The sequence below is a fragment of the Pseudarthrobacter oxydans genome (assembly GCF_013314975.1).
Taxonomy (GTDB): domain Bacteria; phylum Actinomycetota; class Actinomycetes; order Actinomycetales; family Micrococcaceae; genus Arthrobacter; species Arthrobacter oxydans.
The window spans coordinates 1-20170 of sequence record NZ_JABTYH010000021.1 but is presented as its reverse complement, the minus strand read 5'-3'; the positions used below and the strand labels follow the sequence as shown (position 1 = coordinate 20170).

General features: G+C 68.1%; 20 protein-coding genes. 5 read left to right on the top strand and 15 right to left on the bottom strand.

What is annotated here, in order from left to right:
* Positions 1-32 precede the first annotated feature (32 nt).
* Complete coding sequence (locus HTS88_RS14015) at positions 33-1004, bottom strand: NAD(P)-dependent alcohol dehydrogenase (protein ID WP_174179377.1); 972 nt, start codon at positions 1002-1004, stop codon at positions 33-35.
* A 235-nt stretch (positions 1005-1239) separates the two neighbouring features.
* Complete coding sequence (locus HTS88_RS14010) at positions 1240-2103, bottom strand: SDR family oxidoreductase (RefSeq protein WP_174179375.1); 864 nt, start codon at positions 2101-2103, stop codon at positions 1240-1242.
* 97 nt (positions 2104-2200) lie between these two features.
* On the opposite strand from HTS88_RS14010, the gene HTS88_RS14005 reads away from it, so the two are divergent.
* On the top strand, positions 2201-2593 hold the full coding sequence (locus tag HTS88_RS14005) for a winged helix-turn-helix transcriptional regulator (RefSeq protein WP_174179373.1): 393 nt from the start codon (positions 2201-2203) through the stop codon (positions 2591-2593).
* A gap of 193 nt (positions 2594-2786) precedes the next feature.
* Complete coding sequence (locus tag HTS88_RS14000; RefSeq protein WP_174179371.1) at positions 2787-3050, top strand: hypothetical protein; 264 nt, start codon at positions 2787-2789, stop codon at positions 3048-3050.
* A gap of 74 nt (positions 3051-3124) precedes the next feature.
* Here the strand turns inward: HTS88_RS14000 and HTS88_RS13995 are convergent, their stop codons facing one another.
* Complete coding sequence (locus HTS88_RS13995) at positions 3125-3874, bottom strand: 3-hydroxybutyrate dehydrogenase (protein ID WP_174179369.1); 750 nt, start codon at positions 3872-3874, stop codon at positions 3125-3127.
* Positions 3875-4111: 237 nt separating this feature from the next.
* Between HTS88_RS13995 and HTS88_RS13990 the strand changes: the two genes are divergently transcribed.
* Positions 4112-5029, top strand: coding sequence for a LysR family transcriptional regulator (locus HTS88_RS13990; RefSeq protein WP_174179367.1), 918 nt, complete (start codon positions 4112-4114; stop codon positions 5027-5029).
* 28 nt (positions 5030-5057) lie between these two features.
* On the opposite strand, the gene HTS88_RS13985 is transcribed toward HTS88_RS13990, so the two are convergent.
* The 11 genes from HTS88_RS13985 to HTS88_RS13935 form a co-directional block, all read right to left on the bottom strand.
* A complete protein-coding gene (locus HTS88_RS13985; RefSeq protein WP_174179365.1) occupies positions 5058-5975 on the bottom strand; it encodes a spermidine synthase in 918 nt (305 codons plus the stop codon).
* Between the two features lie 46 nt (positions 5976-6021).
* Complete coding sequence (gene rfaE2, locus HTS88_RS13980) at positions 6022-7560, bottom strand: D-glycero-beta-D-manno-heptose 1-phosphate adenylyltransferase (RefSeq protein ID WP_174179363.1); 1539 nt, start codon at positions 7558-7560, stop codon at positions 6022-6024.
* On the bottom strand, positions 7557-8984 hold the full coding sequence (locus tag HTS88_RS13975; protein WP_174179361.1) for an aldehyde dehydrogenase family protein: 1428 nt from the start codon (positions 8982-8984) through the stop codon (positions 7557-7559). Before HTS88_RS13975 ends, rfaE2 begins: the two co-directional genes overlap by 4 nt.
* A gap of 41 nt (positions 8985-9025) precedes the next feature.
* Complete coding sequence (locus HTS88_RS13970; RefSeq protein ID WP_174179359.1) at positions 9026-9742, bottom strand: SDR family oxidoreductase; 717 nt, start codon at positions 9740-9742, stop codon at positions 9026-9028.
* A 48-nt stretch (positions 9743-9790) separates the two neighbouring features.
* Entirely contained in the window at positions 9791-11263 is a 1473-nt protein-coding gene (locus HTS88_RS13965; RefSeq protein ID WP_174179357.1) for a PfkB family carbohydrate kinase, read from the bottom strand.
* Positions 11260-11967: a D-sedoheptulose-7-phosphate isomerase gene (locus HTS88_RS13960; protein WP_174179355.1), complete on the bottom strand. Its 708-nt coding sequence runs from the start codon at positions 11965-11967 to the stop codon at positions 11260-11262. The genes HTS88_RS13965 and HTS88_RS13960 overlap by 4 nt, the downstream gene beginning before the upstream one ends.
* Positions 11964-13217, bottom strand: coding sequence for a glycosyltransferase (locus HTS88_RS13955; RefSeq protein ID WP_174179353.1), 1254 nt, complete (start codon positions 13215-13217; stop codon positions 11964-11966). The genes HTS88_RS13960 and HTS88_RS13955 overlap by 4 nt, the downstream gene beginning before the upstream one ends.
* Entirely contained in the window at positions 13214-14248 is a 1035-nt protein-coding gene (locus HTS88_RS13950; RefSeq protein ID WP_174179351.1) for a glycosyltransferase, read from the bottom strand. Before HTS88_RS13950 ends, HTS88_RS13955 begins: the two co-directional genes overlap by 4 nt.
* Positions 14245-15300, bottom strand: a complete 1056-nt coding sequence (locus tag HTS88_RS13945) for a glycosyltransferase family 9 protein (protein WP_174179474.1) — start codon at positions 15298-15300, stop codon at positions 14245-14247. The genes HTS88_RS13950 and HTS88_RS13945 overlap by 4 nt, the downstream gene beginning before the upstream one ends.
* A 32-nt stretch (positions 15301-15332) precedes the next feature.
* On the bottom strand, positions 15333-15869 hold the full coding sequence (locus HTS88_RS13940; protein WP_174179349.1) for a D-glycero-alpha-D-manno-heptose-1,7-bisphosphate 7-phosphatase: 537 nt from the start codon (positions 15867-15869) through the stop codon (positions 15333-15335).
* Between the two features lie 289 nt (positions 15870-16158).
* Positions 16159-17019 (bottom strand): sigma-70 family RNA polymerase sigma factor, encoded by an 861-nt coding sequence (locus HTS88_RS13935; protein ID WP_174179347.1) that lies wholly within the window; start codon positions 17017-17019, stop codon positions 16159-16161.
* A 147-nt stretch (positions 17020-17166) separates the two neighbouring features.
* Between HTS88_RS13935 and HTS88_RS13930 the strand changes: the two genes are divergently transcribed.
* Positions 17167-18222, top strand: coding sequence for an NAD-dependent epimerase/dehydratase family protein (locus HTS88_RS13930; protein WP_174179345.1), 1056 nt, complete (start codon positions 17167-17169; stop codon positions 18220-18222).
* Here the strand turns inward: HTS88_RS13930 and HTS88_RS13925 are convergent.
* Complete coding sequence (locus HTS88_RS13925; protein ID WP_174179343.1) at positions 18219-18884, bottom strand: hypothetical protein; 666 nt, start codon at positions 18882-18884, stop codon at positions 18219-18221. The genes HTS88_RS13930 and HTS88_RS13925 overlap by 4 nt on opposite strands.
* 213 nt (positions 18885-19097) lie before the next feature.
* Between HTS88_RS13925 and HTS88_RS13920 the strand changes: the two genes are divergently transcribed.
* Complete coding sequence (locus HTS88_RS13920; RefSeq protein WP_174179341.1) at positions 19098-20063, top strand: hypothetical protein; 966 nt, start codon at positions 19098-19100, stop codon at positions 20061-20063.
* Positions 20064-20170: the final 107 nt, after the last annotated feature.

Genomic DNA, 20170 nt, shown 5'->3' with positions numbered 1-20170 from the left:
CGGACTTTTCACGCGACGGCAAAACGGCGGGATCAGATCCTGACCACCACTTTCCCGAGGCTCCGGCCCTCCCGGAGATACCTGACGGCGGCCGGTGCTTCCGCAAGCGGGAAGACCTTGTCTACGGCGGGTTTGACGCTCCCGGCTTCAATCAGGGATGCCAGGGCCTCAAGGTCAAGGTACGTCTCCCTCGACACCAGGCTTTTGTACTTTTGCCGGGAGAACAGCGACAACAAAGGTGCCGCCAGTGACCTTTCGAACCCGCCGGTGAGATTTCCGCCATTTTCGCCGCCGACAAGCACAAGTGTGGCCCGCGGGGCGAGTGCGCGCTTGAGGACGGAGAGCGGACGGTTGCCCGCGGTGTCCAGGATGACGTCATACTGCGCCCCGGCAGCGGCAAAGTCTTCACGTGTGTAGTCGATTACTGCGTCAGCGCCGAGGGACCGGACGAATTCCACTTTGCCGGTGCTGCAGACTCCCGTCACGTCCGCACCAAAAGCCTTGGCTATTTGCACCGCGAAGGACCCCACTCCTCCACCCGCCCCAATGACCAGCACCTTCTGGCCCACGGTCACCTGGCCGGAGTCCCTGACAGCCTGCAAGGCCGTCACGCCGGAGATGGCTGCCGCTGCTGCTCCCTCGAAGGGAAGGTTCCGGGGTTTCCTGGCCAGCCTGCCCTCCTTGGCGCAGACGAACTCCGCAAAGGACCCCTCTGACGTTCCGAAGACCTCGTCACCCGCCTTGAACCGAGTCACGCCGGCTCCCACGGCCTCCACCACACCGGCCACTTCCCGGCCGCGCACGGAGACTTTGGGTTTCTTGAGCCCATAACCAAAGAGCCGGACCAGGTAGGGCAGCCCGGTCATCAGGTGCCACACGCCCTGCTCGACTCCGGCTGCCCGCACGCTGACCAGGACCTCGCCGTCGCGCACTACAGGCCGGGCAATATCCCGCAGCGCAAGCACGTCCGCAGTCCCATAGACGTCCTGCACGATAGCTTTCATGCTCGATCTCCTTTGGGCCGCGGCTGGCAGCAGGCCCCCAACGTAAGGAAAAGCCGGTACCGAGTCAAGGGTGGCGGACGACGGCGGGACCACCTTGTGGACGGACGCCGCCGCTGTCCGTGGCCACCACAGTCCGCAGCGGAGGCTTCGCCTCTTTCCCCGCGCCGACGGCCGGCAGCATTCCCAGCTGCCGGCCGGAGGCACACCATCAGCGCAAAAGCTGTCGGTGCGGCCGCTAGATGGCGGCAGCGGCGGTCCGCACAGCCTCAGCCAGTGAGGTGGCAGGCCGTCCGATCAGCCTGCGCAGGTCCCCGCTGCTTACCAGGAGGTCCCCGCGGGCGATGCCAAGATCGGAGTCCGCCAGGATCTCCGCGAACGCCTCCGGCACTCCGGCCCCGGTCAGCAGGCCGGCGTATTCCTGTGGGGGCAAGTCGTTGTAAGTGATGGTCTTGCCGGTGGCCGCGCTGATTTCGGCTGCGAGGTCCGCCATGCTGAAGGCCTCGTCACCGCCGAGTTCGTACACGTTGCCTGCCTGCCCCTCCGCCACGAGCACGGCAGCAGCGGCGTGGGCGTAGTCAGCACGCGCGGCGCCGCTGACCTGTCCGTTCCGGGCGCTCCCCGCAAGGGCGCCCTGGGCCAGGGTCCCGGGCAGCTGGTCCGTGTAGTTCTCGAGGTACCAGCCATTGCGCAGGAGAACGAAGGGCACCCCTGATTCCCGCAGGATGGCCTCCGTGGCCTGGTGCTCGGCCGCCAGCTTCATTCCCGTGCTGTCGGCGTTGGCGATGCTGGTGTAGGCCAACAGTTCCACGCCTTCGGCCTTGGCGGCCTCGATCACGGTACGGTGCTGCTCCACCCGCTGGCCCACCTCGCTGCCGGAAATGAGGAGCACTTTCCGGGCACCCTTCAGTGCCGCGGTAACGGAGGACGCGTCCGCGTAGTCCATTGCCCTGACCTGCACTCCGCGCCCGGCAAAGCCTGCCAGTTTTTCCACGGAGCGCCCCGCGGCCACAATCTCCCCGGCAGGGACGTTGAGCTCCAGTAGGGCCTCGACGACGTGGCGGCCCAGCTGGCCGGTTGCTCCGGTGATGACGATGCTCATGAAATTCCTTCCGTAGGGTGTCTGTCATGAGGCACAACCACCTACATTCCTGATTGCTTCCTAAAAGAGAGTACGCACTTTCAGGTAAGGTACTCACATGAAAGTTAGTGCCCGTTCCGATACGGCCCAGGCAGCGCCGCTTCCGGTTGACCTCGCCGACGGCGTGTTCCCGGCCGGTTGCCCCAGCCGGACTGTGCTGGACCACGTCACCAGCAAGTGGGGCGTCCTTATCCTGCTTGCGCTTTCCGAGGGCGAGCAGCGGTGGAGCGACCTGCGGCGCCGGGCAGAAGGCATCAGCGAGAAGATGCTGGCACAGACCCTCAAGACGTTGGAGCGGGACGGCCTGGTCCGCCGGGACGCGCAGCCGGTTATTCCGCCCCGCGTGGATTACAGCCTTACCGACCGCGGCTATGAGCTGAGCGCGCTGCTGGTTCCGCTGGTGGCATGGGCCTTCGAAAACGCTGAGGACATCGTCAACGGCCAGCGCTGAGCCGTTGCCGCAGCAGGCAAGTACCGGGCCCGCCAAAAGCGAGTACTTGTTACTGGTGTGACTGGTGTGAATAGCGCATAGCTTTGATCTAAGGTGCCAGCCGGAATGTGGAGGGCCGCCCTCTGCTGGGAACGTTCCGGTTAACCTGCACCGCGAGTGAGCGGCGTGCGCCGCTTCCGAGGAGTTGGTACATATGGCCAAAGCCGTTGTCCGGGACCCGTCGAGCATGGGCAGGCCCATCAGCCTGACGAAGGTTGCAGCCCAAACATGGAGCCGCATGCTGAAGCCCTTCGCCCCGCGGTCACCCTACAAAATCGGTGACGCAGTGGTGGCGGATGATCCGTTCAAGGGCCGCCGCGAGGGATTAGTGGTTTTCCAGCAGGGAACATCAGTGGGCGTGGATACCGTCCACGGCGTGTTCTTCTACGACCACCGGCAAATCAAACAACTGGATTGAGTTTTTGTCCGGATACGCAGGGCTGAAGGCCTCGAAAGCCTGCCTATCCGGACAAAAACTCCTGCGCCGGGCGGTTAGCGGGCCGACCAGCCGCCATCCATCGTGTAGCTGGCGCCGGTCACCATGCCCGCATGGTCAGATGCGAGCCAGGCAACGAGTGAGGCCACTTCCTCCGGCTCCACCAGGCGTTTTACGGCGGACTCCGTCAGCATGATTTTGGCCAGGACCTCCGATTCCGGAATTCCGTGGACCTTGGCCTGGTCAGCGATCTGCGACTCCACCAGCGGCGTGCGCACGTAACCGGGGTTGATGCAATTGGAGGTCACACCGTGCTCCCCGCCCTCAAGCGCCGTCACCTTGCTCAGCCCTTCAAGTCCGTGCTTGGCGGATACATACGCGCTTTTGAACGGGGAGGCCCGGATGCCGTGCACGGAAGAGAGGTTGATGATCCGGCCGAAATTGTTCGCGTACATGTGCGGCAGCGCCGCACGGATCAACAGGAACGGCGCCTCCAGCATGAGGGTGATCAGCCTGCGGAAATCGGCCGGCTCGAAATCCTCGATGGGACTGATGCGCTGGATCCCGGCGTTGTTCACCAGGATGTCGCAGTCAAGGCTCAGGGTGGCGAGCGATTCCACGTCCAGCAGGTCGACGGCCCAGGTGGTGCCTCCCACTTCATCCGCGAGCGCTTCGGCCGCGGCTGCGTCCACGTCCGCAATCACCACCTTGGCGCCCCGGGCGGCGAGGGCCCGGGCGCTCGCGGCGCCAATCCCGCCGGCTCCCCCGGTGATCAGTGCCTTGCGGCCGTTCAACGTGTTTTCCATGGCAGTCCCCTCGGGCTTTCTAACAGATTTTCCGGTCGCTCATGCAGCGCAGCGTCTACCGGGGCAGGTCCGGCAGGACTGCCTGCAGGGCGCTCTTCAGCGCTCATGGGGTTTCTCCTCCGTGTCCACGGCGACACGTGCTGTGATCTCCAGCACTAATGGCTCCACTGAGTCTTACTGCACGGACATGCGCCTTCAATAGCCAAAGCAGCACGCACTGTGTGCAGAATTGCAGATATGAACGTCAATCCGGATGACCTGCTGGTGCTCCTGGCGGTGTCCCGCACCGCCAAATTTACGGCCGCCGCGCAGGCACTGGGCCTGAACCACACCACCGTCTCACGCCGGATCGCCTCCCTGGAGAAGGCACTCGGCGGAAGGGTCCTGGCCCGTGCCCCCGGAGGGTGGGAGCTGACCGACCTCGGAGCGCAAGCCGTCCAGGCTGCTGAACAGGTCGAAGCGGTGGTGGGCGCCCTGGGGCCCGCCGGACGGGCACCCGACCCAATTACCGGCGTCGTACGCATGACGGCAACGGATGGCTTCAGTGCCTACATCGCCGCCCCGGCGGTGGCGCGGCTGCGGCGTGACCACCCCGGGCTGAGCGTTGAAGTGGTGACCATGACCCGGCGGGCACTGCAGCAGCGCTCGGGCCTGGACATCGAAGTGGTGGTGGGCGAACCGCAGGTGCACCGGGCCGAGGCCATGCGGCTGGGCGAATACATGCTGGGAATGTACGCCTCGCGCGCCTACCTGGCCGAGCACGGCACGCCGGCCACGGTGGCCGAGCTCAATGACCACCCGCTGGTCTATTTCGTGGATTCGATGCTGCAGGTGGATGACCTGGACGCGCCGCGCCGGCTGGTGCCCGCCATGCGTGACGGCCTTACCTCAACCAACGTCTTTGTCCACGTGGAAGCAACACGCGCAGGAGCAGGGATCGGCTTCCTGCCCTGTTTCATGGGCGACCTCCACCCTGACCTGGTCCGCCTGCTGCCGGCCGACATCGCCGAACTGCTGCCCTACTGGATGGTGCTCCGGCCGGATTCGCTGCGGCGCCCGGCGGTGGCAGCGGTGGTCCAGGCGCTGCGGGAACAGATGGCCGAGCACCGGGAATGGCTGCTGGGCCGTGGACAAACCTCTTCGGCTGCTCCGTAACTGTCGTTTTCGGGGGTGAGAACGACAGTTACGGAGCAATCGATGGGGTTGCAGGCGGGTCGTGCCGCACCGGTGACCCTGCCGCGAAAGCCCGGACCTGGGCGTCGTCCCACAGGTGTGCAGGGACCGCGCCGCCCAGGAGCCGCCGGTGGAGCTTCGGATCGTCGCCGAACGGGGTGTCGCTGCCCGCCATCACCATGTTTCCGTAGCGCCGGCCCTTCAGCATGGCGGGGTCCGCGATGATCACGGTGTGCTTGAAGGAGGCCGCGATGGTGGCGGCATCCTCCCGGGCGTTCTTAAGGTCCGGCGCGTCACCGGAGTTCACCACGTAGATCCCCCCTGGTGCAAGCACGCGCTTGGCGTGCCGGGTGAATTCCGCAGTGGTCAGGGGCCGCGGGGTCAAGGCTCCGGCGAACACGTCCCTGATGATGAAGTCGCGGGTCTCCGCCGTCAGGGTCTCGGTAACCGCGCGGGCCTCCCCCACGCGGAGCCGCAGCAGGGGCGCCTTGGGAAGGTCGAACCAGCCGCGCACGTATTCGGCCAGCTTGCCGTCCAGCTCCACCACCACCTGCCGCGCATCCGGGTACGCGGCATGGAAGTACCGCGCCAGCGAGCAGGCTCCGCCGCCCAGGTGCAGCCCGCGGAGCTTCGGCCCCGAGGACGCTTCCGACGGCGGCCAGCGGGACTCGATGAGCGCCGCCATCCACCGCATGTACTCAAAGTCCAGGAACAGGGGGTCGGCGAGGTCGATGTGGGAGCTCATGACGCCGTTGATCTTCAGGAGCCAGCCGGTGGAGTTGTCCTGGTCCGCGATCAGCTCGCAGTCTCCGGTATCGATGTAGTAGACGCCCTCAACCGGGCCGTCCGGCCGGGTTCCTTTGGGAACCTCCACCACACCCGCCGTGGCTCGGCTTCCTCGGCCCCCCGGCTTCCCGCGTTTCGCCATTGCCCGTGCCCCGCTTCATCCAGCCCAACCTGTCCAGCTCTTAACCCTAGTTGGTTTGCACGGCCCCTTCGCCGTCCCGGATCTTGTTCACCACGGCCGTCGTGGAACGGTCGGCCACGTAGTCCAGGATGGCAACGCGGCCGCCGTACTCCTCCACGGCAGGGGTCTCGGCCAGCATCTCCGGGGTGTAGTCCCCGCCCTTGGCGTAAACCTCGGGACGCAGCTGCCGGATCAACGGAGCTGCGGTGGGGGTGTCGAAGACAGTCACGTAGTCCACGCAGCTCAGCGCCGCCACCACGGCCGCCCGGTCCGCCACCGCGTTGATGGGACGGCCGTCACCCTTGAGCCGCCGCACGGAGTCGTCGCTGTTGAGCGCCACTACCAGGATGTCCCCCAGCTGCTTGGCCTGGTTGAGGTAGCGGGTGTGGCCGCTGTGCAGGACGTCGAAGCAGCCGTTGGTCAGCACGATCCGCTGGTCCTGGGCGCGGTGCAGCTCCAGCTGCCGTTCAAGTTCGCCGGCGTCCAGCGCGGTGTCCGCGAACGCCTTCAGGTAGCGGCTGAGCTGCGCCGTGCTGCAGACCGACGTGCCCGGCTGGTGGACCACGACGTCGGCTGCCGACTGCGCCAGGTCCAGGCTGGCCGTGAGGGGCAGTCCGGCCGACCTCGCCAGTGTGAGCGCGGCCACGAAGGTGTCACCGGCTCCCGATGCCTGTTTCTCGGCAGCCGGGCGTGCCCACGTCCGGTGCGTCACGCCGTCGGGCCTCAGCAGCACGGTTCCGTCACGGTCCAGGGTGACCACCACGGCAGCCGCACCCGTGGCCTCCAGCAGTGTCCCGGCGTGCCTGCCCACTTCCGCCACCCTTTCCGGTCCGTCCGGGAGCCGGAGGTCCAGCATCCGCGCCGTTTCCTGCGCGTTGGGGGTTACCAGGTCCGGGTGGAGCGGCGCCCACGGGCGGGGGTCGTGGGAGTCAACCACCAGCAGGGGCCGCGCGCCAGGCTCCCCGCGGTCCCTGCCGGCGAGGGCGTCCGCCAGGGCCCGCCGGACGGGATCCGCCAGGACGCCGGTGCCGTAGTCACAGACCATCACCGCCTGCCGGTGTTCGACGGCGGCCCGCACCGACGCCGCAAGTTCGGCCAGCGCTTCGGCGGGCACGGAGCCGGCTGAGTCATCGATGCGGAGCATCACCTGGCCGCCGCTGCTGATCCGGATCTTGGTGGTGGTGACCATGTCCGGGTGGTCGAGCAGGTGCGTGACATCGATCCCGGCTGCCACCAGCTGGTTGCGGAGGTCCACGCCGGCGTCGTCGGTGCCGATGATGCCCGCCACCGAGACGCGGGCTCCCAGGGCGGCCAGGTTCATGGCGGTATTGGCCGCTCCGCCGGGTACCGACTCGCGGTTCTGCACGTCCACCACCGGCGCGGGGGCTTCCCGGCACAGCCGCTCGATGCTGCCGCTCCACCAGCCGTCCAGCATGACGTCGCCAAGCACCAGGACGGCCGGCCGTTCCGCAGCGATCCGTCCAGGCAGCCACTCCGCGAGGGCGCGCTGCTGCGAAAGATCCGCCGTTTCCGGCGCCGTGGTCACGGCTGGTCCCCTGCCAGGGCAGCCGCCGGGGGCGCCGCAATGTGCACCACTTTGACCCGGCTGAACTCGTCCAGGAGTTCGGGGCCGTACCCGAAGCCGGCGCCGCTGATGCCCCGCGGCTGGGCGGCCCCGCCCGGGGCCCCGCCGAAGACCTCGTTGATTTTCACGGTGCCTACAGGGAGGGCGGCCACCGCCTGCTGGATGTGGCCGATGTTGGCGGACAGCACCGTGGCGGCGAGGCCGTACTTGCCGCTGCACGCCAGCCGCAGGCCGTCGTCGAACGAGGTCACCACCTGGACCGGGGCAACGGGGCCGAACGTCTCCTCCGTCATGACCTCCATCCGCTCCGTGCATCCGGTCAGCACCGTTGCCGGGTAGAAGGAGCCCGGCCCGTCCGGGAGGGTCCCGCCTTCCACGGCGTGCGCCCCCTGCTGCAGCGCGTCGGCCACGTGGGCGTGGACCGCATCCCGCATCCGTCCGTCCACCAGCGGGGCCACCGTGCCGTTGCCGTTCCGGAGCGCTGCTTCCGCCTCCAGCGCAGCGCAAAACTCCGCCGCGATGGCTTCATGGACATAGATCCGTTCAACCGCCACACAGATCTGGCCGCTGTTGCTGAAGGCGCCCATGGCGGCCTGTTCAGCCGCCCATACGGGATCGACGTCGCGGTCCACCAGCAGTGGATCGTTTCCGCCGTTTTCCCGGATGACGTGTGCACCGGACTGTGCCCCGGCCCGGGCAAGATGGGCACCGGCAGCACTGGATCCGACGTGGGCGATGACGTCCACGTCCGACTGTGCCAACAGCGCGCCGACGCCCGCTCCGCCGGTGACTGTCTGGAACACCCCGGGCGGGAACGCCGGGGCAAGGACCTCCCCCAGCGCCTCGCCGAGGCGCGGGCAGCGTTCGCTGGGCTTGTGGACCACCGTGTTGCCGGTGACCAGCGCGGCACCGATCAGTCCGCAGGCCACGGCGACGGGATCGTTCCATGGGGTCAGGAGGGCTGCCACTCCCCGGGGCTCCGCCACGGTGTAGTCCGACGCGAGCTGGCTTCCGCGCAGGCTGAGGCCGCGGTGGACAGGGCCAAGCTCGGCATACTGTTCCAGCGTGGACACACCGGCCGCAATCCCCGCCAGCGACTCCTCCACCGGCCGTCCAGTTTCGCTGGCGTTGAGCCCGGCCAGTTCCCGGGCCGCGGCATCGAGCGCCCGGGCGGCGCCCCGGAGCGCGGCGCCCCGGTCCGACGGAGCGGTGGCGGCCCAGTCCGGAGCTGCGCTCCGGGCAACGTCCACGGCGCGGGCTGCGGCCTCAGGTCCGGCCTCCGGCACGGTCCACAGGACATCGCCGGTGCGCGGATTGCGGATGGTGATCCCGGCTCGTTCTGCTGATCCAGCGCCTGTGATTGTTTCGACTGCAGTGGTAGGCATGGTGTTCCTCCCGTCGGTTTCCGGTCTGGTGGTCTGTTGGATTAGGGCCAGGAGCCCTCTTCCTCATGGCAGATCAGCATTTCGCGGACCTCGCATCCCGTGGGCTGTGACAGGGCGAAGAGGATTGCCTGCGCCGTGTTGGCGGGGTCATTGAGGCGCGAATCGTCCTGCGGCTTGTACTGCTCCGTGCGGTCATCGAAGAAGCGGGTCTTCATGCCCCCGGGGATCATGGTGGTCACGCCGATCTCCCCGCCCGTTTCTGCTGCCAGCGCGTGGCTGAATCCCACCACGCCGAACTTGGAGGCGCAGTAGGCGGTGGCGTCAGCGACTGCCCGCTTCCCCAGGGTGGAGGCGACCGTCACCACCCGGCCGTGGCTGGCCTTGAGGTAGGGCAGGGCAGCCCGGACCACCGAGACCGTGCCCATGAGGTTCACTCCGATGACTTTTTCCCACTCGGCCGCTTCGACGTCGGCCAGTTTGCCGCAGCGGTCGATGCCGGCGGCGGTGACCACGGCCTCCAGTCCGCCCAGGGACTCCGCGGCTTCCTTCACTGCCGCTTCCACGGCCGCGCGGTCCGAGACGTCCACTTCGAACGCCTTCACCGCAGACACGCTGCTGATATCGCGGTCCAGCACCACCGGGGTGCCGCCTGCCTTGAGGACGGCGTCGACGACGGCGGCCCCCAGTCCGGAGGCACCTCCGGTAACGAGCACGCGGCCGGGGGTAGTGGTTGCGGGCGCATTTACTTCTGCAGTCATGGTGTTCCTTTCGATGGGCAAAACGAAAAACCTTGGGCGGCGGGGCGGTCAGCCCACCTTGGCGAGGGCGTCGGCGAGGCCCGTGGTGGAACGGGCAGGGTGGTACGGCACGGTCAGGCAGCGGCCGCCCCACTGCTCCACGAGTTCGGCCTCCGGAAGGCGGGCGCCTTTGTAGTCCCCGCCTTTGACCCAGATATCCGGGCGAAGGCGATCCAGGGCGGCCACTGGTGTGTCGTCGTCGAAGATCATCACCGCGTCCACGCATTCCATGGCCAGCAGCAGTTCGGCCCTGTCCTGCTGGCCGATGATGGGGCGGTCCGGCCCCTTGAGCCGGCGGACGGATTCGTCCGAGTTGAGGCAGACGATCAGGCAGTCGCCCAGTTCGCGGGCTGCTGCAAGGGACCGGACGTGGCCGGCGTGCAGCAGGTCGAAGCAGCCGCCGGTGGCCACCACTGTCCCGCCGGCCTCCCGCACCGTGCGGGCCAGCAGCAGCGGTTCGCGGGTGCGGCGCCTGCTGCCTCCCTGGGTGTGGGGCGCTGCCTGGCTCCGCGCATCCTGGGCAGCCGACGTGGAGGACGCGTGGTCCGGCAGTGCGGACACTCCCCCGCTGGCGAGGAAATCTGCCGCATCATGGACTGCCAGTCCCGCAGCCTCACTAAGGTCGCGGCCGGCCAGGAGGTGGACCGCCAGGCTGGCTGCAAGCCGGTCTCCGGCCCCGCAGGGATCACCTGCTTCCACCCGCGGTGCCGGGACCGTTTGGGGAGAGCCGCTGCCCTTCCGCAGCAAAACCGCTCCCTGTTCGCCCTTGGTCACCAGGACGGCGCGGCTCTGCCACTGCTCCAGCAGGATCCGGCCGGCCTGGACTGCGGGGTCCTGTACTGCTGGGTCCTGTGAACCTGCGTCCTGTACTGCTGGGTCCTGTGGACCTGCGTCCTGGAAGCCGGCATAAGCCTGCGCAGCCTTGCCCGCCTCGGCGGCGTTTGGTGTCACCACGGCCACCCCCGGAACGGGGTCCGGCCCGGAAGGATGCGGGTCCCAGATGATAGGCACCCTTCCCGCAAGCCCGGCCAGGAGGTCCCTGAGCTGCGGATTCGCCGCCAGTCCCCTGCCGTAGTCGGCCACGATGATCACGCCTGCCTGCTCAACCGCGCGGAGCATGGCGGGGCTGGCATCCGGAACGGGAGCCTTGCCGCAGCCCTCGTCAAAGCGCACCACCGGGTGCGATCCCGCCCTGACCCGGGTCTTGACCGGCGAGGGGTGGCCGCTGGGGCCGGACACAAGCCGCACCCCGGCGAGGTGCGCTTCAAGCTGGCGCCCGGCGTCGTCGTCGCCCATGACAGTCACCAGGGTGACGGGCCAGCCGTCCTCCGCGAGCATCCGTGCCACCAGGCCGGCGCCGCCGGCCCGCCGCTTCACCCGGGAGACGTCCACCACCGGAACGGGCGCGTCGGGGCTGAGCCGGGTGGCCTCCCCTGACAGGTCCACGTCCAGCATCACGTCACCCACCACCACGATCCTCATGACCGGCCCCGTCCCTGGAGCCCGGCGTCGGGAGTGCTTCGCCGCCCCACTTCCAGGTCGAAGGCACGGCACATGGCATGCAGGGCGATCAGGTGTCCTTCCTGCGCATTGGCGTTAAGGGCGTCAATCATCACTGCCTCGTCACACGCGTCGGATAGGGGGTTGGGGCCGGCCCCGGTGAGCGCCCAGGTGGTGATGTTGAGCCGGGACGCGACCTCCGCGGCCCGCAGCAGGTTGGGACTCTTGCCGCTGGTGGACAGCAGTATCAGCACGTCGCCGGACCGGCCGTGGGCACGCACCTGGCGCGCAAAGACGTCGTCGTACCCATAGTCGTTGGCGATCGCCGTGACGGCCGAGGACTCGGCATGCAGGGAAATCGCGGAGAACGGTACGCGCTCGCCGTCGAACCTGCCCACCAGCTCGGCAGTGAGGTGCTGGGCCTCCGCGGCGGAACCGCCGTTGCCTGCGGCCAGGAGGCGCTGCCCGCGCAGCAGGCGGTGCGCCAGGTCCATTCCCCACGCCGCAAGCCGGCCGGACTGGCGGCGCAGCGAATCCAGCGCCGGCAGGACGTTGTCCAGGTGGGCCTGCACGATGTCCGCGGTGGCCGGGTCCACAAAGCCGGAGCCGGGCAGGACGGCCGGCAGCGCCGGAGGGGCGGCCAGGGTCCTCAGGCCGGCGTCACGCAGGGACCAGTCCGGAGTCACAGTGCCGCTCCTTCCATCGGGGCAACACCGGCAGGAGCTCCCGCCACCGCCAACTGGTAGGCCTTTTCGGTTTCGGCGGCCACCCGGTCCCAGGAGTACCGGGTGCGGGCGCGGACCTTTCCCGCGTTGCCCAGCTCGGCCCGCAGGGACCGGTTGCGGAGCAGCATGGCCAGGGCAGAAGCGATGGCTTCCGGATCGCGGGGCGGCACGTGCAGCCCGGTTCCATGGTCCACCACGGTGTCACGGAGACCGCCGACGGCGGCAGCCACCACGGGGACGCCGCAGGCCATGGCCTCCAGCGGAACGATGCCGAAGGGCTCGTACCAAGGGGCGCACACCACGGCGTCTGCGCTGCGGAAGATCCCGGGCATCTCACCGCGGGCCACTTGGCCCTGCAGCCGCACCTGGTCCGCCACACCGAGTTCAGCGGCAAGGCCCAGCAATCGGCGCACCTCCGGATCCGCGTCAAGCACCCCCGAATCCCCGCCGCCGCCCACGATCAGGAGCTCGACGTCGTCGAACCCCGACTCGCGCAGGTAGGGAAGCGACCGGATCACCAGGTCAACGCCCTTGCGCGGCACCAGGCGGCCCACGGAGAGGATCCGGTGGCCTGCTGTCCGTGCAGCCGTGGGACCGTCGGCGGAAAAGAAGTCCAGGTCCACGCCGCAGGGGGCGATGGAGATCTTGCCGGTGTCGATGCCCATGGCCTTGAGCTCGAACACCTCGTCCGAGCAGGTGGCGATGATCCGGTCCGCGGACCGGCCCACGCCGGGTTCGAGCCAGCGGCGTTCCTGCGGACTGGTGTCCTCTGCGCCTTGATGCCGGCGCTTGACCGTTCCCAGCGCGTGGAAGGTCTGGATGACGGGGATCCGGTATCCGGAGGCGGGGCGCCTGGCGGCATCCAGGGCAGCCAGGCCAGACATCCAGAAGTGGCCGTGCACCACGTCCGGGGGCCGCAGGCTCCAGTCCCTGGCCACACCGTCGGCGAGTTCACCCATGAAGGGCAGCAGCCCGTCCTTCGGAACGTGGCGTGCCGGTCCGGCATCCACGTGGACCACTTCCAGGCGGGGCCCCACCCGGACCCGGGCGGGGAGCTCCGTTGCGTCCCTGCGGGTGTAGACGGTGACGTGGTGGCCGCGCCTGGCCAGCGCTTCGGACAGTGCGGCGACGTGCACGTTCTGCCCGCCGGCGTCCACTCCGCCCAGGGCCGCCAAGGGGCTGGCATGTTCTGAAATCATCGAGATTCTCATGGGGTCTTCCTCTCCCGCGCCGGAACAAGGATCCGCTCGTCCAGGCCGTTGTTGCCGCGCTGACTTGGTTCAGCCGCCAGGTCCCCCAGGAGCTCGTCCCAGCGTTCCTGGAACCTGCCCAGCCCATAGCGCTCCAGTGCCGCCTCACGCGCGGCAGCTCCCCGCCGTCGTGCTTCCTCCGGGTTGGCCACCAGCCGCCGCGCACAGCGGAGCAGCTCGTCGATGTCGGCGGACACGGCGCCCGCTTCCGGCGGCACCGCCCGAGGTGCTTCGGTGGTTGCCAGGGCAACCACCGGCATTCCCAGGTGCATGGCCTCCAGGAGGGACAAACCCAGCGAGGTCCAGCGCATCGGGTGGACGTAGACCCGGCAGCGTGCCAGCTCGCGGTGCAATTCCTGCGTCTTCAGGTCGCCGCGGGAGGTCAGCCGGAGCGCGTCAACGCCGGTGGCAGCGGCGAGGCCGTCCGTTTTCATACCGAAGACCTGCAGGGGTGCCACCGAGGCGAAGGCCGGCAGCAGGTCCGTCCCCGTCACGCGGCCGCGCCGGACGGGTTCATTGACCACCACGCCGAGCTCCGCCAGTTCGCCCGTGTAGAGCTGCCCGGGGTCTGGTATTCCGTGCTCGATCACCGTTGAAACCGCAGCTCCGTTGTCCCAGGCGAGCCGGTTGAAGTGCGTTACATGGACCAGCGGGATCCCGGCCTGGTCCGCGAGCGGATGCCTTGTGAAGGGGAAGTTGCCCTTGGGGGTGTTGTGCTCCACGTACACGGCCGGCAGGTCCGCGCCGGGCCGGCGGCCCACGACCCGCGCAACTTCGTCGATCTCCTCCGGTCGTTGCAGGACGACCGCGTCCACGGCGTCAGCGTCCAGCGACGCCAGTTCCACTTCACGCACTGATGCGGGCCAGTCCCGGCCGGCACGGCCAAGCCCCCACGGCCCGCCGCCGGGCAGGACAGGGAGCAGGTACTCGTGACGGCCGCGCACAAAGGCGTCCGTCCAGGAACCGTGGACATGCCAGAGCAGGATTCTCATCTGTTGCGGGCCTTTCTACGGGTACTGACGTGGGTACTGAAAGAGCTCACTCCGCCCATCAGCCGTTCGACTGCCGCCACGACTTCCTCGGGCGAGACGGAGTCGAGGCAGGGGTGTCCCGGAACCGGGCAAATGCGGGCGCGGGTCAGCCGGCAGGCAGCGTTCTGGTCCCCCAGGAGTTCCAGCGGAACCCCGTAGGGTGCCCAGCGGATGGCCGGCACCACCGGGGAGAACAGGCAGGCAACGGGAGTGCCGACGGCGGCCGCGAGGTGTGCGGGACCGGTGTTGCCGGTGATGACTGCCCCGGCTCCCGCCATGACGCCGGCCAGCGAGGTGAGGTCAGTCCTGCCGCCAAGGTCCAGCGCCGAGGGACCTGCCACTGTGGCGGTCAGGGACGTTTCGCCTGGGCCTCCGGTGACCACCACGCGGTGCCCTGCACCCTGGAGGAGTTCGACGGCGGCCGCGTGGTGCAGCGGCGGCCAGGCCCTGGCGGGGACGGCCGCGCCGGGATGGACCACAATGTACGGATCGTGCCCTACCAGGTCCGCGACATCGGGAACGGAGGCGAGGCGGAGCTTGCCGTCGTCGCCAGCCGGGAGCCTGAACCCTGCCGCTTCCGCGATGCCCAGGGCGCGTTCGGCCTCAGGCTGGTCCTCCGGAAAGTCCTCCCCCGGTTTCAGCCGGACGTCAAGGAGGGACCCGGCGTAATCGGTGGACGCCCCGGTAATGCGCTCGACGCCCGCCAGCCGCAGCAGCAGCGCCAGCGGGAGGGGTGACTGGTGGAAGGACGTGAGGATGACGGCTTCGGTGATCCTGGAGTTCCGGACATAGTCGATAAGCCTGTCCGCGTGCGGGCCGGTCATCGCCGGCGCCGGGTTCATGATCCAGGGGCTGTCCCAGCTGTACACCTCTGCGGCCCCCGGCAGCATGGCTGCGGCAGCTTCTCCCTGCCTGCCGCAGAGCATCACCACGTGGTTGGGCCTGCTGCCGTCCGGGATCCGCCCATTGGCCACGGCCCTGACGGCAGGACCGGACAGGAGGACATCGCCCATGCTGTCCAAACGCGCCACCAGGACGCGGCCCGTCACCGCCCCTCCTGCAGCAGGCGCACGGCGCCGGCCAGGTCCTGCGCCACCAGCGGCGCTTCAGCCACTTCCGCGGCGAGGGTCACGGGGGTAGGGACCAGGACGCCCGTGGCACCGGCCGCCTCCGCGGCCCTGACATCGGCGCCGATGTCGCCGATCAGTGCCGCGCCGGACTCCGTTATGCCGAGCTTCCGGCAGGCGCTGTGGACCATGCCCGGGGCCGGTTTGCGGCACAGGCACCCGTCCTGTTCGGCGTGCGGACACACTTCCCAAACGTCAAAGGGGCCAAGCAGTTCCTCCACCCTGGCATTCACCCGGGCGACGTCGTCGGCAGTGATCATGCCCCGGGCGATGCCGGACTGGTTGCTGACCACCCCGGTGGCTATGCCTTCGGATCGCAGGGCGTCAAGTACCGCTTTGGCGCCGGGCATTGGCCGGACAAGGTCCGGATTCCCGTTGTACGGCACATCGACCACCAGGGTTCCGTCCCGGTCGAACAGGACAGCCCTGAGCCTGGATGTTTCGGTGCTTACCATGTCCTCCCTGTTCCCCTCTGCCGATACCCCTAAACAGGGCCGGACAGTTTTCTCAACTGTCGTTTGTTATTCGTCCCCGGGCGCTGAACAGGCAAGATAAGGCTGTTATTGCCTGCCTGTTGCGCGTCATTCGGGGTGTTCCTGCGGCTTGGGCCGCGGGGTGCTGGGTGCCGGAGCGGGTGCTCCGAAATTCGCGCTCCGGAGCGTTGGGCTCCGGGTTCCCGTGCTGCGGATCCGGGCGCTGCGGATACCGGGCCCGCCGATTCGTTCGGCCAGGGGAGCCGGGCGGCTAGCCCGTCCGCGTCCGGGAAGTCCTTCCGTGCGAAGTGTTTCCGTGCGCTGCGTCCCCCTGTACCGGGAGCGCGCTGCCCTCCAGCCTGCGCTGGAGAGCCACCAGTACCCGGGCAAGCCGGCGCGATACCTGCATCTGGGACATGCCCAGCCGCCTGCCCAGCTGCACCTGGGTCTCCTCGCAGAAGTAGCGGCGGTACAGGAGTTCCCTGTCCGCGGGATCCAGGTCCTGGATGGCATCACGCAGGCAGGCGAGCTCCTCGAGGCGCTCCAGCGGCGTCTCGGGGCAGGCCAGCACCTCACCGATGGACGGTGCGTCGGAGTGCGGGTTAACGGCGTCCAGCGAGTCCGGGTGCATGCTGCTCGAGGCCGAGATGGCTTCCTGCACGGCGGCGGGATCTTCGTCCAGCGCCCCTGCCAGTTCGGCCACGCTGGGATTCCTTCCCAGCGACTGGGTGAGCTCCGGCTCAGCCCGGAACATCCGGGTGCGCAGGTCCTGGATGTGCCGTGGCGGGCGGACCACCCACGTGCGGTCACGCAGGTACCGCTTCAGCTCACCCGTGATGGTGGGGGCTGCATAGGCGGGAAAGCTGTCGCCCTTGGACTGGTCAAAACCGCGGGCAGCCTTCACGAGCCCAAGGTAGGCCACCTGGTTCAGGTCCGCGCGTTCTCGTCCGCGCGCCTCAAACCGGCCAGCCAAGGCCTCAGCCAGGTCCAGGTAGCCCAGGACCAGATCGTTTTCGAAGGTCTGGCGCAACCGTCCCGATCTGGGGCCGGAAGGGCTTGTTTGCAGGGGTTTTGGCTGGTGCTGGTGGACGGGCATCGTATCCACGGCAAGTGCGGGAAAGTACTCGGGCATTGTCGTTGGTTCCCTCTGGTAGGGGTCCGAAAGCCTGCGGCAAGACTCAGAAGTAGGAAATCATAAGGTTGCTTATAAAACAATGGTTCCCGGATATAGGCTCTGTGTGTCAGCCGTACCGAGAGGCCACGCCAAGGAGTCCTTGCCATGCACATCGCCATCACGGGTGCCAGCGGAAATGCCGGAACAGCACTCCTCCGCAAGCTGCAGGCCCAGCTGTCTGAAAAGCCGGGAAGCCTGAAACTGACGGGCATCAGCAGGCGCCGCCCGGACACCGGCCGGGAACCCTACTCCGGCGTTGAATGGCACACCCTGGATATCGGCCTGGATAGTGACCGCGCCCAGCTTGATGCCGCCCTGGAAGGTGTGGATTCCGTTGTCCACCTGGCCTGGCAGATCCAGCCCAACCGGGATTTGGAAGAGCTGTACCGCACCAATGTGACGGGCACCAGGAACGTGCTCGCGGCAGCGTCCAGGGCCGGGGTGAAACAGGTGGTGTGCGCTTCTTCCGTCGGTGCCTACAGCAAGGCGCCCAAAGATCAGCGACGCGACGAATCCTGGCCGGTCAACGGCATGGCGGGCTCGCACTACAGCCGGCACAAGGCGGAGCAGGAAGCAGCCCTGGACGCGGTCATGGCAGCAGAACCGGGCATCTCGGTGGCAAGGCTCCGGCCAGGGCTGATTTTCCAGTCCGATGCCGGAAGTGAAATCGGCAGGTATTTCCTCGGCCGGCTCCTGCCACGTCTCTTGCCGGGGAAACTGAGGATTCCGCTCCTGCCCGCCCCGGACGACCTGGTTTTCCAGGCCGTGCACGCTGATGACGTGGCGGATGCATACTGGCGCGTGATCGACCAGCGCGCTTCCGGAGCCTTCAACATTGCGGCAGAGCCGGTACTGACGCCCCAGGAACTTGCCCGCATCCTGGGCGCCCGCAGGATCCTCCCCATCCCCATGGGACTGCTTCATAGGGTCGTCGGACTGACCTGGCGGCTGAGGCTCCAACCCACCGACTCAGGGTGGGTGGAGATGGCTGCCGGCGCTCCCATCATGGACACCGACAGGGCCCGCCGCATCCTCGGCTGGGAGCCGACGATACCTGCCACGGATGCCGTCCGGGCAGTACTCCGGGGCATGGGAACGGGGGAAGGAGTAACTCCCTCCCCCGTGCTTAAGCCAAGGAAACCGGCACTGCCCGCGGACTAGATTCCCGAACCCGGTTCCTCCCGGTCACGGCTGCTGCTGCGGTCATGGGTGGAACCCCGGTCGGGGCGGTCATCCTGCACCCCGTCGTCCCGGACGCCGTCATGGGCAACGCCTTCACGGGCAGCCTCCCCGCGCCGGACGCCATCATGGCCGGCAACGCCGCGGTCATCATGGCTCGGCTGGGCCCCGGGGACACCCCGGCCATCAGTGCCGCGGCCTGCGTCAGCGGCGCCATCCCGCACGCCCTCGTGGCTGACGCGCTCGCGGTTGCTGCGGTCCCGGCGGTCCGGATTCACATCGCCTCGGCGGTCGCTGTGAACGTCAGGGTCGAGCTCGTCCGCCTTCCGCGCGCGTTCATTCACATCGTCGCGGAGCGCCTTGGCTTCCGTTGCCTCCTGATCGGCCTGCTGGCGCAACCTGGCTGCGTCCACCGCAGCCTGTTCTGCATCCGCCCTGGCCCGCGCGGCTTTCGCTTCACGCTCCCGGGCGTCCAGTTCTTTCGCCTCGGCCTCGCGGCGGATTTCCGCCGCCTTCTCCCGGTGTTCGTCGTCCCGCTTCTGCTGGATCGCCTTCCGGCGCCGTCCGCTTGCCAGCAACAGCAGCACAATCAGCACCACCACAACAACGGCAACTACCACCCAAACCCATGGAGCTGTTTCCAACTTACCCACCACTTTCCACTTGACGTGACCGGACGGACTGCGCCCTTCCGGCTGACTCTGCTGGAGCTGTTTTGAACTCGTTTTGCACTGGAACTGTTTTGAACTGCTTTAGCAAGGGTACTTACCTTTTATTAGTAATCATGCTTATTATTTTACGGCCAGTACTGCTGGTTCTTGATCAACAACCGGCCTTCTTGGAAAGAGAGAGCGAAGATGACAGAGAACCAATGGCCCGAGGATCCCGCAACCACGGCTCCCCCGGCCTCCACAGGAATTCCGGGTGAGCGGTCCGCCGCCACTTTCCCGTCAGCCGCAACTCCCCAGTACGGTGCAGGCCAGCCCGACGACAGCACGGGGACCTCCCGCAAGGATGCGGCCAAGGAGGAAGCGGCTGATGTCGCCCGCACGGCGAAGGGCTCAGCCCAGAACGTTGCCCAGACCGCCAAGGAAGAAGCCGCACACGTGGCGTCCGAGGCGAAGCACAGCGCGCAGGACCTGTTGCACCAGGCGAAGTCCGGGCTGACAAGCCAGGCCGGCACCCAGCAGCAGAAGGCCGCCGAAGGCATGCGCAACATCTCCAGCCAACTGCACAGCATGGCCACCGCTCCAGACCAGCAGGGAATGGCCAGCGACCTGGTCCGGCAGGCTGCGGAGCGCACCTCTTCCATGGCGTCCTGGCTGGAGAACAAGCAGCCGGGGGACATTCTCGGCGAGGTCCAGCGGTTTGCCCGCAACAACCCCGGAACTTTCCTCCTGCTTGCAGCCGGAGCGGGCGTCCTGGCCGGCCGCCTCACCCGCGGGCTGACAGCCGGGGCACCGGAGTCTTCATCCACCAGCGGCGCCACTGGCACGGCAGGGCTCTACTCCGGCACGCCCTACGGCGACCGGTACACCGAGTCCTACGTGCCGGCGGGCGGCACCGTACCGCCCCCTCCGGTCCAGCTCCCCGGCCCGGCCACCACAACGGCAGGATACGACGGCGGCGCACCAGGCAGCAGCTACTCCGACCCCACGCGTCCCGCCAGCCCCCTGGATAGTCCGCAGCTGGTCGAAGAACCGTGGTCCGGAAACCGGATTGCCAATGATCCGCTGGGCGACCGCTACCTTGCCGACGATCCCATGGCAGGCGATCCCCTCACCCGGGACCGTTCCAGGGATGGCCAGTCTGGCGGGCTGTGATGAGTAGCTCCATTCCGGAACCCGCTCCGAGTGCGGCGCACCAGAAGGCGGACAACGCCTCGCTGGGTGAGCTGCTCGGGGACGTGACCCGTGACCTGTCCACGCTG